14 protein-coding genes are annotated in these 14623 nt (G+C 46.8%); 12 read left to right on the top strand and 2 right to left on the bottom strand.

Annotated elements, in window-relative coordinates; translation table 11 throughout:
* Positions 1-52: 52 nt before the first annotated feature.
* From G8759_RS09240 to G8759_RS09220, 5 genes are all read left to right on the top strand, one after another.
* Positions 53-1597: a sensor histidine kinase gene (locus G8759_RS09240; RefSeq protein WP_167207251.1), complete on the top strand. Its 1545-nt coding sequence runs from the start codon at positions 53-55 to the stop codon at positions 1595-1597.
* Positions 1598-1601: 4 nt separating this feature from the next.
* Positions 1602-2240: a response regulator transcription factor gene (locus tag G8759_RS09235; RefSeq protein ID WP_162391556.1), complete on the top strand. Its 639-nt coding sequence runs from the start codon at positions 1602-1604 to the stop codon at positions 2238-2240.
* 200 nt (positions 2241-2440) lie between these two features.
* Positions 2441-3076: a peroxiredoxin gene (locus tag G8759_RS09230; RefSeq protein WP_167207249.1), complete on the top strand. Its 636-nt coding sequence runs from the start codon at positions 2441-2443 to the stop codon at positions 3074-3076.
* Positions 3077-3265: 189 nt separating this feature from the next.
* Positions 3266-3511, top strand: coding sequence for a hypothetical protein (locus G8759_RS09225; RefSeq protein WP_167207247.1), 246 nt, complete (start codon positions 3266-3268; stop codon positions 3509-3511).
* A gap of 112 nt (positions 3512-3623) precedes the next feature.
* Positions 3624-4397 (top strand): glycoside hydrolase family 25 protein, encoded by a 774-nt coding sequence (locus G8759_RS09220; protein ID WP_197933112.1) that lies wholly within the window; start codon positions 3624-3626, stop codon positions 4395-4397.
* A 68-nt stretch (positions 4398-4465) separates the two neighbouring features.
* Here G8759_RS09220 and G8759_RS09215 read toward each other — a convergent pair whose 3' ends face one another.
* Positions 4466-6130: an ArnT family glycosyltransferase gene (locus tag G8759_RS09215; RefSeq protein WP_167207245.1), complete on the bottom strand. Its 1665-nt coding sequence runs from the start codon at positions 6128-6130 to the stop codon at positions 4466-4468.
* 129 nt (positions 6131-6259) lie between these two features.
* Positions 6260-7108, bottom strand: a complete 849-nt coding sequence (locus tag G8759_RS09210) for a 2OG-Fe(II) oxygenase (protein WP_167207243.1) — start codon at positions 7106-7108, stop codon at positions 6260-6262.
* Between the two features lie 225 nt (positions 7109-7333).
* Here G8759_RS09210 and pgi point away from each other — a divergent pair, with 225 nt between their 5' ends.
* The 7 genes from pgi to G8759_RS09175 all read left to right on the top strand — a co-directional run bounded on the left by pgi (position 7334) and on the right by G8759_RS09175 (position 14591).
* Positions 7334-8989, top strand: a complete 1656-nt coding sequence (gene pgi, locus G8759_RS09205) for a glucose-6-phosphate isomerase (RefSeq protein WP_167207241.1) — start codon at positions 7334-7336, stop codon at positions 8987-8989.
* 289 nt (positions 8990-9278) lie between these two features.
* Positions 9279-10154 (top strand): outer membrane beta-barrel protein, encoded by an 876-nt coding sequence (locus tag G8759_RS09200; RefSeq protein ID WP_167207239.1) that lies wholly within the window; start codon positions 9279-9281, stop codon positions 10152-10154.
* A gap of 217 nt (positions 10155-10371) precedes the next feature.
* Complete coding sequence (locus tag G8759_RS09195) at positions 10372-11277, top strand: hypothetical protein (protein ID WP_167207237.1); 906 nt, start codon at positions 10372-10374, stop codon at positions 11275-11277.
* A gap of 103 nt (positions 11278-11380) precedes the next feature.
* Positions 11381-11947 (top strand): precorrin-2 dehydrogenase/sirohydrochlorin ferrochelatase family protein, encoded by a 567-nt coding sequence (locus G8759_RS09190; RefSeq protein WP_167207235.1) that lies wholly within the window; start codon positions 11381-11383, stop codon positions 11945-11947.
* 22 nt (positions 11948-11969) lie between these two features.
* Entirely contained in the window at positions 11970-12503 is a 534-nt protein-coding gene (locus G8759_RS09185) for an NADPH-dependent FMN reductase (protein WP_167207233.1), read from the top strand.
* Between the two features lie 278 nt (positions 12504-12781).
* A complete protein-coding gene (locus G8759_RS09180) occupies positions 12782-13657 on the top strand; it encodes a helix-turn-helix domain-containing protein (protein ID WP_167207231.1) in 876 nt (291 codons plus the stop codon).
* 91 nt (positions 13658-13748) lie between these two features.
* Complete coding sequence (locus tag G8759_RS09175) at positions 13749-14591, top strand: SDR family oxidoreductase (RefSeq protein ID WP_167207229.1); 843 nt, start codon at positions 13749-13751, stop codon at positions 14589-14591.
* The last annotated feature ends 32 nt before the right edge of the window (positions 14592-14623 follow it).

Genomic DNA, 14623 nt, shown 5'->3' with positions numbered 1-14623 from the left:
ACTACGAAATTTACTACATTTACTCAATCATTTGGCTTCGATCTAACTGACCGTGTCCGAACTACTCAGCGATAACACAAAAAACGATCAGGCAATTCCATTTCGGTTCACACGCCTGTACGTAACTTTATTTATTATACTGGCCATTCTGCTTACAGGTGGCCAGATTCTTACTCAGTGGCGGCTTAGCACTGTACAGGATGAACTATGGATTATCCGATACACGGCCCTGCAACGTCACCAAAGTCAGCAGATTGTCAAACAGGCACTTCAGGTAACTGACATTAATGAGCGCGATAATTTTAATCAGAACCTTACAGAATTAAGCCATGTATTCAGCACTTTTGAGCGCTATCATCTTCAAAGTCGGGAAGGGCAGGTAATTGCTCATAATGTGCTGATTCCTAACTCTAACACGGTTCAGCGGCTATACGATAGTATCCGTCCGGAATTTTCCGCTTTTCAGCGTAGCATTGGGTATCTGATCCGGCTGAAGCGCCCCGAAGATGTAACGAGTCCAGATACACAGGCTAGCCTGAAATTACTCCTGGCCAATGAAAAGCCGTTTCTGGAGGAAATCGACACCATAGTACGCCAGCATACGAGCGAGTTACGGAATCAGCTCAGCAGGCTTGAGTCCATTGAACTCTACTTATATCTGGTATCTATAATGGTTTTGCTGGGGATTGGCTTATTAATTTTCCGACCGGCTACACGTCGGCTAAAGCAGACCATTGCGCAGCTCATTGAAGCTGAACGACAGGCAAGTATTGCCAATAAACAGCTATTGAGCGTTAATAAATCGCTGAGTGAAACGAGACAGAAATTGTTTGAGGCCACCCGGTTGCAGTATCAGCAGGAAATCGATGAGCAGAAATTGCGTACCTCCTACCTGATGGCCGGGCAGGAAGACGAGCGGAAACGACTGTCGCGGGACCTGCACGACGGGCTTGGCCAGATGCTGACTGCAATCAAACTTCAAATTGAAGGTCTGGAAGCTGGTCTAAAGCGTTCGTCGATCGGGTCTGAAACAACAGAATTTATGGTTCGCTCTAAAAGTATCAGTAACCTCAAAAAGTTAGTTACGCAAACGATTCAGGAGACACGCACTATATCTAATAACTTAATGCCCAGTGTCTTAAGCGACTTTGGCATTATCCCCGCTATTAAAATGCTGGCCGAAAATGATCGTAGTGATACCGTAGATGTAACGTTTGAATCGAACCTTACTACCGACGATCCTCGTTTAGATAAAAACGTTGAAATTATGCTGTATCGGATTACACAGGAAGCCCTGAGCAATGCTGTTCGTCATGCTCATCCCTCGCAAATCCATATTGAATTAATTGAACGACAAAATTATGTTCACCTGATTGTCACGGACAACGGCCGGGGATTTCGACCAGAAAGCCAGCGTTCAAAGCTCTCGCAGCCAGCTAAAAATGATCGCGCTCCTTCACAGGGGCTACATAATATGCAGGAACGTGCCAAATTGCTTAATGGTAAGTTAAAAATCAGTTCGGTGCCCGGTAAAGGCACCAAAGTTCAAGTTAGTATTCCGTATAAGATGCAATCCGCTCACTATGACGTCAATTAAATTAATGCTGGTAGACGATCATTCGATCGTCCGCGATGGGATTCGGCTTTTGCTGGAACAAGCCGAAGGCTTGGAAATTATCGATGAAGCCAATGATGGTGAAGAGGCTCTCGAAAAACTGAAGACTCATCAGCCGGATCTGGTACTGATGGATATTTCGCTGCCTGGCATGTCGGGTATCCAGACAACGCAGGTTATCAGCCGATTATACAAAGGTGTGCGGGTATTGATGCTATCGATGCACAATAATGAAGATTATATCCTGCGTTCGGTAGAAGCTGGAGCCTATGGCTACATCCTTAAAGATTCGTCCTCCGATGAAATGATTAAAGCAATACGCATGATCGCAGCGGGGGAAAAATATTACAGTTCGCCGGTGGCCTCCATTATTCTGAGCGGCTACATGCAGCAGTTGAAGAAAGGAAGTAAGCAAGGTCGTGAGGTTCAACCCTCGCGCCTGTCGAACAAAGAAAAAGAAATATTACAATTTCTGGTTGATGGCATGAGCAGTCGTGAGATTGCGGAACGTCTTCAACTTAGTGTTCGTACCGTCGATAACCACCGGGCCAATATGATGCGCCGTTTACAGGTTCGCAATGCAGCCGAACTGGTCCGGATTGCCGTTGAAGAAAAGCTTATCTAATTAGTAGATTGACAAGGAAGTGTTTTTTTTGCAGCCTCTGGCGAGCAATTTACCCCACTAACCTTTTAGTCAAATCTCATTGCGAACCTGGAAAATCTTTTCTACGTTTGCTCCGTGAAACCGGTCTGAAAAGCCGGTTTTTCCATTTTGCTTTTACTAGATTAAGTATATCGAATTAATCAACAAAACCCATTTCAATTATGTCACTTCGTTTAGGAGACATCGCCCCCGATTTTGAAGCCGATACTACCCAGGGTCACATCCATTTTCACGAATGGCTGGGCAATTCGTGGGGAATGCTTTTCTCACATCCGGCTGATTTTACGCCTGTCTGCACAACTGAGCTAGGAAGAACTGCTCTTCTGAAAGATGAGTTCGGAAAGCGCAATGTGAAGGTTATCGCCGTGTCGGTCGATGATCTGGATTCGCACAACCGCTGGACGCCCGATATTAAGGATGTCACGGGATCAGAGGTAAACTTCCCAATTATTGCCGATCCCGATCGGACTGTAGCAACCCTCTACGATATGATTCATCCAAACGCCAGCGAAAAAGCAACTGTGCGTTCGGTGTTTGTCATCGGCCCCGACAAAAAAATCAAGCTAACGCTGACCTATCCAGCTTCAACTGGCCGGAATTTCAATGAGTTGTTACGCGTCATCGACTCGTTGCAACTAACGGCTGACTATCAGGTGGCTACCCCTGCCGATTGGCAGCAAGGCGATGATGTTATCGTGACACCAGCCGTAACGAACGACCAGCTGGAGGCTAAATTTCCGAAAGGTGTGACGTTTGTGAAGCCATACCTTCGCACTACACCCCAGCCGAATAAGTAATCTTTTTTAAGATCAATAAAAGCCGGGCTACCAATACGATATCTATATAGATGCTGTATTGGCGGACCGGCTTTTATTTAACGCCCATTTTAACCGGTGCCTAACGACATCAGGCAAATAATGCAAAGACTGAACAAAGGCTTTTATCAATGGGTTAAGGTCTCGTTATCAACTAAACTTTTCAACGTTATGGCTAAGCAAAAGAATTCAAATCCAGAGCATAATGAAGGCCAGGTTACAAAAGCAATTGAAGAACAGACCGCCAAATTGCCATCCGATATTTTTCTTTGGGCGGCATTAGGCTCAATGGGAGTGTCCTTATTTCTACAATATCAGGGTTCTAAACATCGTAGTTTGTTTGTTGGCCAATGGGCAGCCCCGTTTCTGATTCTGGGACTCTATAATAAGCTCGTCAAACTCGAAGGCCACGACTGATTTTTTTACAATCAGGAAATAACTGGCCCACTGCACGTTGCAGCGGGCCTTTTTTATGTTCGTTACATTCGCCGGTAAAGCTGTAATTTTGCGCCAAAAGTAAGTCTTCTGCATGAAAACACGCGTTCTGGTCAACATCATATTCCGGCGATATGGTCTTTGGATTTCGGCGTTTATGGTGTTGTTTGTCGCCTACTGGATCTTTCGATCGTTTCGGCAGGACGACATGGACTGGCGCTTTGTCCGGGCATTCGGCATCCGCCTACCCATGCGCTATGGCATTCATGGCATTGATGTTTCGCGGCATAATGACCGCATTAACTGGAAACGAGTCCGACAGATGGAGGCCGATGGGGTTCGGCTTCAATTCGTTTTTGTTAAAGCAACAGAAGGAGCCACAATGACCGACAGGCACTTTGATAAGAACTGGAGTGAGGCAAAAAAATCAAATCTGCGCCGGGGAGCTTATCATTTTTATCACCCCACCCGAGACCCGGTCAAACAAGCCAATAATTTTATTAGACACGTTGAGCTATCGACTGGCGACTTTGCCCCGGTTGTTGATTTTGAGGTTACGAACGGCCAATCGGACGAAGCCATTGTCGATGGTCTTCGGCTGTGGCTGGCAACCGTAGAAGAACATTATCAGGCCCGCCCTATTATTTATACGAATGGGAGCCTCTATAAACGCTATATCAAAGGCAACCTGGATGAGTACCCGCTCTGGATTGCCGATTACTCTACCAAACACCTTCGGGCCTATGACCCTGATCGCCTGTACTTATGGCAACACAACCAGAACGGATGGGTCCAGGGTATTCGTGGACAGGTCGATTTCAATGTATTTGTCATGGACGAAAACCGCCTACAAGAAATCTGTTTATGATAAGTGCTTGCATTCGAGTATCTGATATAAACCGATTAGACACATCAGATAATCGAATGTAAATCCATTTATTTCGCCTTCCGCAGATAAAAAACGAATCCATTTTCTTCGCCCGTTTTTTTGATGTCAGGCAAGGAGTCGAGGGCGGTGTGCTCTTCAACGTTCTTCTTGATAAACCAAACGTCTTTGTCTATTTTACCACGTAGAAGCCAGTCTTCGTCGTAATAATTGGGGTTTGTAATGGCGGGTTTCTGCGTATAAAAGAACGGTCCATAACTACGATAGCCATACGATTTTACATACACGTTTTGGCCCTGTGCCTTCTCGAAAAAGCGCATAGCCGCATCCTGAGAGATCCCTTCGATCCGACCGATAAAAAACCAGAGAGTCAGTGTAATAAATACGGCCATACCGCCAAATAAGGCAACGATTGCCCGGTCAGTCTGGCGTTGATCGAACCAGATCAGGCTCAGCGACAGAACGATAAGCAGCCAGATTCCGGGTATTACCTCCCAGCCTGTCCAGTTAATTTTTGCGTTCAGGTTAGCCTGCGTAAAGGCATCCTGATCAGCGACAGCCCGTACCAGATCCATACGATGAGCCAGAATAGGCAAGCCAATGGTAGCCAGAATATATATCCCGCCAATAACAATCAACCCAGCCCGCAACCAGTTGTTGAACCGGATTTTATTCGATTCCAATTGCGTCAGTGTCAAAGTGGCCATATAGGTCAGCGGGAAATAACACATGGACGAATAGTGGACAATTTTAGACTGTACGATGCTAAACAGGATCAGCACAACCCAAAACAAAATGAGCATCCACTTACGGAATTCACGCTGGTAATTACGCTCGATCATCAGCGGTGCAAACGCCCGTAGCGCGAAAATCGAGGCCGGAAAGCAGCCAACCAGCAGGATCACAAAATGATAACCGGGGAAACCTGAATGACCTGCATCTGGCGTACTGAACAGACGGAAATTATACTTCAGAAATTCGGTGATGAAAACCGGACCATGAAGGAAGGTTTCCAACCCATACCAGGCCACAGAAACCAGCGTAGCCGCTACCGAGTAAAACAGGAATTGCAGGGGCGTTATAAACCAGCGAAACCGGCTCAGAATCCAGTAAACACCCAATGTCAGGCACACGATCAGGTAAGCAACCGGGCCTTTAGTGTTAATGCCCATTCCCAGCACAAACCCGCCGATAAACAGGTAATTCCAAACACCGCGGGGTACAAGCATACTACTGGCTGTACCTTCCCGCTTCCAGGAGGCAAAAATCAGATTAATTAACCCAATAAAAATGAACAGGTTAAAAAACGGATCAATAATACCCGATCGAAAATACAGGTGGGGTGTAACCGAACCCAGATAGGTTAGCGCCCAAATCAGGCCAAAACGATGGCCGTGTAGTTTAGCGCCGAGATTGTACAGGTAAATCAGCGAGATAATACCACATATGGCATTCGGTAAACGAGCTGCAAATTCATTGGTGCCAAATAGGTTCATCATCAGCGACTGGCACCAGAAGAAAAAAGGCGGTTTCTCGTAAAATGGCTTAAAATCAACGTGAACCCGCAGGTAATCGCCCAGCACAACCATTTCGCGGGAGCACTCGGCAAAATTGATTTCGTCCCAATCAAACAGCCGAACCCCACCTAAAAAGGGAACGAAGAGTAAAATGCCCAGTACCGCAAAGAGGAGCGAATAAAAAAGTTTTTGATTCATACGTAACGCAAAAAAGCCCTGTCCACAAAGGTGAACAGGGCCGTAAAAGTAAGGAAAATGTTTGAGCCAGCATCCCGACGGATTCTCGCCAAGTCCGTTCTGTCATTAAAAAGAGCAACGGGTTGAGGCTTATTTCTTACCACTTAGTCGGTTCAGGATGTTGCTGATGAACGCATCATCAATACCCAAAGCACGTTTTAAGGTAGTATAAGTGGCCACCATTTTTTTATCTAACCAGATCAGAATCGCTTTCGCACCATCGTCGGGCCGGGCTTTGTAGTTCGTTGCCCGGAGCGTGGGCGTCACGGCTTCTTCCGTAAAATAATAGAGAGCGATTGATTTCCGCGTCATATCTTCCGGACACAAAATCGGATCGGGCAATCCGTGATAAGAATCTTCATCCGTGTTGAAAACTACACACCGGTTAAAAATCGGCGCAATTTTCTGCACCACACCCTTCATCTGACGATCCCAGAGTTCCAGATCACCCCGGTATTCAGGTTTCCAGTCGTGATTGAGGTAAATCAGTAAATTTACGCGCCGACGCCAGTTGCGTTTATGTGGGTGAACGGTAAAATCGGCATGAACATTCAGAAAACCATTTCGCTTCGACTGGTGAAGTCCGCCACCTTCCAGTGAATCATCCGAAATCAGGTTTGGAATGCCCGTTAGCTTGCTTAGGTAAGCCACAAAACGGGGCGAGTTCATCTCGCGAATAACATCCTGAATGGCAGGTGGCAATAAATCCATTTTGTTCAGGCCGTGTTTTTTCTCGTTTACGTGGACATAGTGAATCCAGCCAGCATCGCCTACAGCAGGGAAAGACGCGAGTGCCCGTTCGGCTGCCCAGGGTTCCAGAAAATTCTCGAGCGCAATGTGCGGGTAAGGTTGGTTCTGTTGATACCGTTGAGCGTCAGCGGGCAGCGATTTCTGCCAGCGTTCATAGTCGAAGAGCGTATCGGTCGTAATCGTATTCATACCACAAAGGTAAGTTGAGAATTGAGGCAGTTTATAAGGAAACCGATTTATACAAAAAAAGATTGCGTTGGAAATACGATATTCGCGCCGACATTCTGAACTGGTTTACAGTTTTCAGGTGGCAGCATATAGTGCGCACTTTGTGAAATCGTACCTATGCAAGCTTATGTCAGCTCAATCTGAATACTGCCAACTGAAGACTGTACACTAATAACTTCCTTTCTTATGCTCCCGAATCATCGATTTACCCGTCTCCCTGCTTACGCGCAATTACAAGCTCATTACGACCTTCTGAAAAACCGGCATCTCCGCGATTTATTTGCCGAAGATGCCGAGCGTTTCCCGAAGTTTACCCGACAGTTTGAAGACATTCTGCTCGATTTTTCCAAGAATCGCATTACCGATGAAACGTTTGGTTTGCTGCTTCAGCTCGCCGAACAGGCGGGTCTGACCGATGCAATCGGGAAGATGTTTTCGGGCGACAAAATCAACCGAACCGAAGACCGCTCCGTATTGCATGTGGCTCTGCGCAATCGGTCGAACACACCCGTTCTGGTCGATGGGAAAGATGTAATGCCCGATGTAAATGAGGTGCTGGCACACATGAAAGAGTTTTCGGAGCGGGTTCGGTCGGGTGCCTGGAAAGGTTATACGGGCGAAACCATCACCGATATCGTGAACATCGGGATTGGGGGTTCAGACCTCGGCCCGGTTATGGTGACGGAAGCGCTGAAACCTTACGCCAGTCCTGATCTTCGGGTCCATTTTGTCTCTAACGTCGATGGCGTTCACATGTACGAAACGCTGCAAACGGTTAAACCCGAAACCACGCTGTTTCTAATCGCATCAAAAACGTTTACGACCCAGGAAACAATGACCAATGCCCAAACAGCCAGGCAATGGTTTCTGGATACAGCCCAAGACGAAGCAGCCATTGCCAAGCATTTTGCCGCGCTGTCAACGAACCAGGCCGCCGTGGAGAAATTTGGTATTGATCCGGCCAATATGTTCGGCTTCTGGGATTGGGTTGGCGGACGCTATTCACTCTGGTCGGCCATTGGCTTGTCGATTGCGCTGTATATTGGTTACGACAAATTTGAAGAGCTGCTGGAAGGTGGTCATGCGATGGATCTGCATTTCCAGAACACCCCCGCCGAACAAAGTCTGCCCGTTGTGCTGGCACTGATTGGTATCTGGTACAATAATTTCTTTGGGGCACAAACGGAAGCTATCCTCCCCTATGATCAGTACATGCACCGATTTGCAGCTTATTTTCAGCAGGGCGATATGGAGAGCAATGGTAAATCGGTCGATCGCGACGGCAATCCGGTTGACTGGCAGACGGGTCCGATCATCTGGGGAGAACCCGGTACCAATGGTCAGCATGCGTTTTACCAGCTCATTCACCAGGGAACGAAACTAATCCCCTGCGATTTTCTGGCTCCGGCCATTAGCCAACGGCCCATTGGCGAACATCACAAAATTCTGCTGGCTAACTACTTCGCCCAGACTGAAGCGCTGATGAACGGCAAAACAGCCGACGAAGCTGCCGATGAATTACGCAAAGCGGGGAAGAGCGAAGACGAAATTAGCTTTTTAACGCCTTTCAAAGAGTTTTCTGGGAACAGGCCCACCAACTCGATTCTGTTCAAAAAACTGACTCCCCGAACGTTGGGTAGCCTGATTGCGCTCTATGAACATAAAATTTTCACGCAGGGCGTAATCTGGGACATCTATAGCTTCGATCAATGGGGTGTGGAACTGGGTAAGCAACTGGCCAGCCGGATTCTACCCGAGTTGCAGGATGATGCCCCCGTAAGTACGCACGATAGCTCAACCAATGGTCTGATAAACACATTCAAAAAATTACGCAGTGAGTAAATAATTATTCCCGCAGATGACCGTAGAAAAGTGTGACTTTTTGGGCGTTTGTCTGCGGGATATTTTGTTTTTTCCAGACAGACGGAATAAACGAATCGTTTTGCGAATGAGATTCTATAGTTTCAATAAGTTGAGGCTTTTACCGAAGGATATGAGTAAAGAAACTTACCATATTAACATACGAAGAAATTAGAATAATCTAAAAACATTGACCGTAAGCGGTCTGTTAATAGGGTGTAATTGACATTACACCTTTTTTTTGTGCAACTCAACGCGATAAAAGAAAATTATGAAAACTCAACTTACTTTGCTGGCTTCCTGCCTGCTTGGTGTTGGCCTTGCTAGTGGCCAAACCACCACCAATCCCTCATCGACAACGACGGGTACGTCAACGTACAGTGCGTCGCCAGTAACGGATACAACCAGCACGTCGAACAGTACTTATTCAACGACGCCAACAACAATGTCGTCGGATAGCGCTTCGAGAGCGAATATGAATGCCAATGGCACCTATTCAACAACGCCGACAACGAACAGCTACAACAATTCAGCGACAACAACGACGACGACCGATACATACACGACGCCGGCCCGCGACAAGAAAACAAAGGATTATAAAAACTTTGTGTTTGGCATCTATGCAGGTTTAAATACGACACGTTTTAAGGGCGAAGATGTTAATGGTGATAATCTCTCGGGTCGTTTAGGGTATCAGGCGGGTTTCTTTGTGCGGGGTGGTGGCCGATTATTCGGCCAGTTAGGCGGTGAATATTTTGCCTCCAGTTCGAACTACTTCCGTAAAGGAGATGGGCAGTCTGCTCAAAACATTCAGGATCAGATCAATATCCAGTATGTTCAAATTCCAGTATACATTGGTTATAAACTGGTCGAATCCGATCGGGGTATCTCTGCCGTTCGGCTACAGGTTGGTTTAGAGTATGCCAATCGGATCAACTCCAATAGCAACTCATTTAACCTGAGCAACTCGGAGATCAAAAGTGGTACGTTTAACGGTTTGGGCCAGCTTGGCTTCGACATTGGTCCGTTGCTGATCGATTTGACCTATCATTATGGTTTCAGCAACTCGATCGAAGCTGTTAGCACAACAGGTTTTGCCGGTTCGCAACGTAGAATTTTGAGTGCTAGTGTAGGATTCAAATTCTAATCGAAACTTCTTTCTTCAGTAAAAAATGCCGGCTTTTTAAGTCGGCTTTTTTTTGTCGCTATAGCACAGCCTGTTTATTAACCTTTCCTGCGTAGGAATAGGAGCTATGTCTCCTGCGCAGGAATAGGAGCTATGTCGATAAATAAGCGAAACATTCAATAAGGAGACATGGTTGTAAGTCAATATGGGCATATGCCCTTGCTCAACTCAACACGTTATGAAAAAATCAGTAAATGCAGCATTACTACTGGTGGGAGTATGTAGTGCCGGTTTGGCAGTAGGCCAGCAAAATTCCTATGACGACCGTTACGATCGGGATAGGGATTACCGTCCGTCATCGCGTCGGGATGAGCGCCGTTATGATCGGCAGCTCGATGATCGTCTGGATGAACGTAGAGATTTTAACCGGCGAAGTGACGAAAATAGCCGGTACAATAATCGCTATGAAGATCGGGCGGGAAATGACCGAAATTACGGCCGGATGTATGATGAGCGCGATTTAAGCCGGGCCTATGACGATGGTTATCAGGATGGTCAGCGTAGTACGGAAATAGAGGAGCGCAAAGCACATCGGGAAAACTACAAGAATTTTACGTTTGGCGTATATGCCGGAGCCAACTCAACCCGGTTTGAGGGCGAAGATGTTCAGGGCAATAACCTGAGCGGCCGACTCGGTTATCAGTTGGGTTTCTTTATACGGGGTGGGGGCCGGGTTTACGGGCAGATTGGCGCTGAATATTTAACATCGAGTTCTGATTTTTATCAGGCTGGCGATGGCCAGGTAAATGGAATCAAAGACATCACATCGAATGTCGACCAAAAATATTTACACATTCCGGCCTACATTGGTGTTAAGGTAGCCCAGTCGGAACGGGGCATTTCAGGAGTCCGCTTACAGATCGGGGCGGAGTATGCAGCTCCCCTTGGCGTCAATAATAATGCATTCAATTTCTCGCAAAGCGATTTTGCTGCGGCTACCGTCAATGGTCTGGCTAACATCGGTTTCGATGCCGGGCCGTTGTTTCTGGATTTTGTGTACCACTACGGATTGGCTGACGTACTCAATAATGTCAGCAACACCAAACGTCGGATTCTGGGTGTCAACTTAGGATTTAAGTTTTAAATCCATTAACTCGACTGCAATAGTCGGTAGTCGTTCGTTTATAGTCGTAAGTTTGTTCATAGCTACTGCAACCGACTATCGCCGAACGGCTACCGACTTTTTTATGAATACCTTATTCCCAATTTTTGTCAAGGCCGAAAACCTGCATACACTCATCGTAGGGGGTGGTTATGTGGGTCTGGAGAAAACAACGGCCCTGCTGGCCAACTCACCGGATGCCCGCATTACGCTGGTAGCCCCCGAAATTCGGGCCGAAATCCGGGAGCTGGCCCGGCAACATCCTAAACTGGCTCTTATTCAGGAGCCTTATCATGAGTTATTCCTGGCCGACAAAGACCTGGTTATTGTGGGTACGAACGACAAAAATGTGAACCGGCAGGTACAGGCCGATTGCAAAAATCGGCGAATTCTGGTCAATGTGGCTGATACGCCTGATCTGTGCGATTTTTATCTGAGTTCAGTCGTCAAAAAGGGAGATCTGAAAATTGCGATTTCAACCAACGGCAAATCGCCAACCTTTGCCAAACGATTCCGCGAAGTATTGGAAGACATTCTGCCCGATAGCCTGCAGGAAACGCTCGATAACCTGACGGCCATTCGCAATCAGCTAAAAGGTGATTTTGTGCAGAAAATGGAGAAACTAAATGAAATCACGAAGGTGTTGAAATGAGCACAACTACAACCAAACGCTCATGAAAATTCTGGCGATCTCCGGCAGTTTACGCCTTAATTCGACGAATACAAAACTTCTCCGTGCCATCGTTCAACTGGCTCCTCCCGATGTTGAGATTAACTTATATGATAAACTAGCGACTATTCCACCCTTTAATCTTGACCTTGACAATGAAAATGCGCTGGCCGCCGTAGCGGACTTTCGCTCCGAACTACAGGCGGCCGATGCTATCGTGATTTGCAGCCCTGAATACGCTCATGGCGTATCGGGTGTTTTGAAAAACGCACTGGACTGGATCGTCAGCAGTGGTGAGTTTATGAATAAGCCAGTGGGTATTATCAATGCGTCACCGCGTTCTCTCTACGCCCACAATGCCCTCATAGAAACTCTTACAGTCATGATGGCCATTGTCATTACTGAAGCTTCACCAGCGGTGCCAGTTGCTGGCCGGTCGCTTGACGAAGCGGGTATTCTGGCCGATCAGGAACTAGCCGCCAGTTTGCGCAATGCTATCAATGCCCTGGTAAATTATAAAGAAAAAAGCGACCAGTAAGCCGGGAGATTCTGATTTTTTCAATCCAAAAGGTCTTTTCGTGTCTCCTGAATCAACTCTAAAACTGTTGCATAACAGCTACACGGGTTTTGTGTGGCGATTGGATCAATCGAATAAACGACTCTATTCTACACTATACTGCCTTTCCTGACAGCATCATTCCAGGCTACTGTGAAACTCTCTCCCGGATAAACCCCATCGCGTTTCTAACCTCATACCATCGGGAACACTGGCCACAGGCATATACACACAATCTTTGATTTTCTTAACTTTGTGTTATGAATAAGCTGGAAAGCACTCGCACGTCAGATTTTAATACCGAACTAAAGCTAAAGGGATTTAAAGTCTACGAAACAGACAGTAAGTCGAATGGCCATGACTATAGCCGCAAAGACTTTTACAAAATCAGCCTGACGTCCGGAAAGTATATTTTTCATTATGCCGACAAAAGTTTTGAAACGGATGAGCCCATTTTATTTTTTGGCAATCCGCGTATTCCTTACTCCTGTGAGATTGTTACACCTACAATCGACGGTTACGCCTGCCTCTTCACTGAGGATTTTCTGAAAGTAAGCGACCGGTCTGAAAGCCTTCTGCAATCACCTTTATTTAAACTGGGCGGCACACCCATTTTAACCTTAAATACGGAGCAAAAAGACACCATCGCTACGATCTTTCAAAAAATGCTTGCCGAGCAGGATTCTGACTATATCTTTAAGGATGAGTTGATTCGCAACTACATCAGCCTGATTGTTCACGAAGCGTTGAAAATGCAGCCTTCCGAAAACTCCCCTGAACACAAGAATGCGGCTGTACGAATCACATCGGTATTTCTTGAGCTTCTGGAACGACAGTTCCCGATTGAAAGCACCGATCATCCACTGGAATTAAAAACAGCACAGGATTTTGCCAAACAGTTATCCGTACACGTCAACCATTTAAATAGCTCGGTGAAGGAAGTTACCGGCAAACCCACGACAGTTCATATTGCTGACCGAATTATCAGCGAGGCCAAAGCGCTTCTACAACACACGAACTGGACTGTTGCTGACATCGCTTATGCCCTTGGGTTTGAATACACGACTTATTTCAATAATTTTTTTAAAAAGAAAACGGGTGATATACCCAAATCGGTGAGAGCGGCATCTCTTTGAAATTCTTATTTTATTCTTTGTTTTTCATTAACGGCCAGCCTACAGGACACTGATCTTTGCACCGCCAATTAACAACAAAGAAGAAAAGAATATGACTACCCGTAAAGTTTGGCTCATCACTGGTGCCGGGCGCGGATTGGGCCTGGATATTGCCAGAGCGGCACTTGCCACCGGCCATAAAGTGGTTGCCACCGGTCGAAACTCAGGCAAAGTTGCTCAGACTCTTGGCCAATCTGAGGATTTGTTAGTCGTAAAACTGGACATTACCAACCCTTCTGACGCCGAGTCTGCGATTAAGGCAACCCTCGACCGGTTTGGCCGCATCGATGTTCTGGTCAATAATGCCGCCAGCTTTTACGCAGGCTATTTTGAAGAACTGACACCGGAGCAGATGGGGAAGCAGCTGACGACTAGCCTCATCGGCCCCATGAATGTCACCCGCGCGGTACTCCCCCACATGCGTAAACAAAGATCAGGGCAGATCATTACGATCTCATCAACTGCTGGACTCGTCGGATTTGAGTTTGGTACTGCCTATGCTGCGTCGAAGTTCGGCCTGGAAGGTTGGATGGAGTCGCTTCAGGCTGAGGTAGAACCGTTTGGCATCGATACCATTATCGTCAACCCAGGCTTTTTCCGCACCGAACTGCTTACTGAGGAGTCTACGAATTACGCCGAACCCTCCATCGAAGACTACAACGAGCGTCGGGCAAAGCAAATGGAATTTTGGAAAGGCGCGAATGGTCAACAGTCGGGCGATCCGGCCAAGCTCGCTCAGGCACTGATTACAATTTCTGGGCAGGCTAGCCCACCACGACGCTTCATTGCCGGCGCTGATGCTATTGGCACCGCCGGTCAGGTGATTGCTGTGCTTCAACAGCAAATCGACGCCTACCGTGAGCTGTCTACCTCGCTAGCCCATGAGGATGCGTAATGGCAACCCGTAGTTCACCATCAAAGCCTTTC

The organism is Spirosoma aureum (assembly GCF_011604685.1).
GTDB lineage: Bacteria > Bacteroidota > Bacteroidia > Cytophagales > Spirosomataceae > Spirosoma > Spirosoma aureum.
The sequence above is the reverse complement of the archived record's forward strand: the minus strand, read 5'-3'. Positions and strand labels throughout refer to the sequence as shown.

Bases quoted from the DNA above. Each gene is read 5' to 3' on its own strand.
- G8759_RS09185 (WP_167207233.1), top strand. From the start codon at position 11,970: ATGAAAATTCTGGCGATCTCCGGCAGTTTACGCCTTAATTCGACGAAT.
- G8759_RS09190 (WP_167207235.1), top strand. From the start codon at position 11,381: ATGAATACCTTATTCCCAATTTTTGTCAAGGCCGAAAACCTGCATACA.
- G8759_RS09200 (WP_167207239.1), top strand. From the start codon at position 9,279: ATGAAAACTCAACTTACTTTGCTGGCTTCCTGCCTGCTTGGTGTTGGC.
- G8759_RS09175 (WP_167207229.1), top strand. From the start codon at position 13,749: ATGACTACCCGTAAAGTTTGGCTCATCACTGGTGCCGGGCGCGGATTG.
- G8759_RS09180 (WP_167207231.1), top strand. From the start codon at position 12,782: ATGAATAAGCTGGAAAGCACTCGCACGTCAGATTTTAATACCGAACTA.
- G8759_RS09215 (WP_167207245.1), bottom strand. From the start codon at position 6,130: ATGAATCAAAAACTTTTTTATTCGCTCCTCTTTGCGGTACTGGGCATT.
- G8759_RS09220 (WP_197933112.1), top strand. From the start codon at position 3,624: ATGAAAACACGCGTTCTGGTCAACATCATATTCCGGCGATATGGTCTT.
- G8759_RS09235 (WP_162391556.1), top strand. From the start codon at position 1,602: ATGCTGGTAGACGATCATTCGATCGTCCGCGATGGGATTCGGCTTTTG.
- pgi (WP_167207241.1), top strand. From the start codon at position 7,334: ATGCTCCCGAATCATCGATTTACCCGTCTCCCTGCTTACGCGCAATTA.
- G8759_RS09225 (WP_167207247.1), top strand. From the start codon at position 3,266: ATGGCTAAGCAAAAGAATTCAAATCCAGAGCATAATGAAGGCCAGGTT.
- G8759_RS09230 (WP_167207249.1), top strand. From the start codon at position 2,441: ATGTCACTTCGTTTAGGAGACATCGCCCCCGATTTTGAAGCCGATACT.
- G8759_RS09210 (WP_167207243.1), bottom strand. From the start codon at position 7,108: ATGAATACGATTACGACCGATACGCTCTTCGACTATGAACGCTGGCAG.
- G8759_RS09195 (WP_167207237.1), top strand. From the start codon at position 10,372: ATGAAAAAATCAGTAAATGCAGCATTACTACTGGTGGGAGTATGTAGT.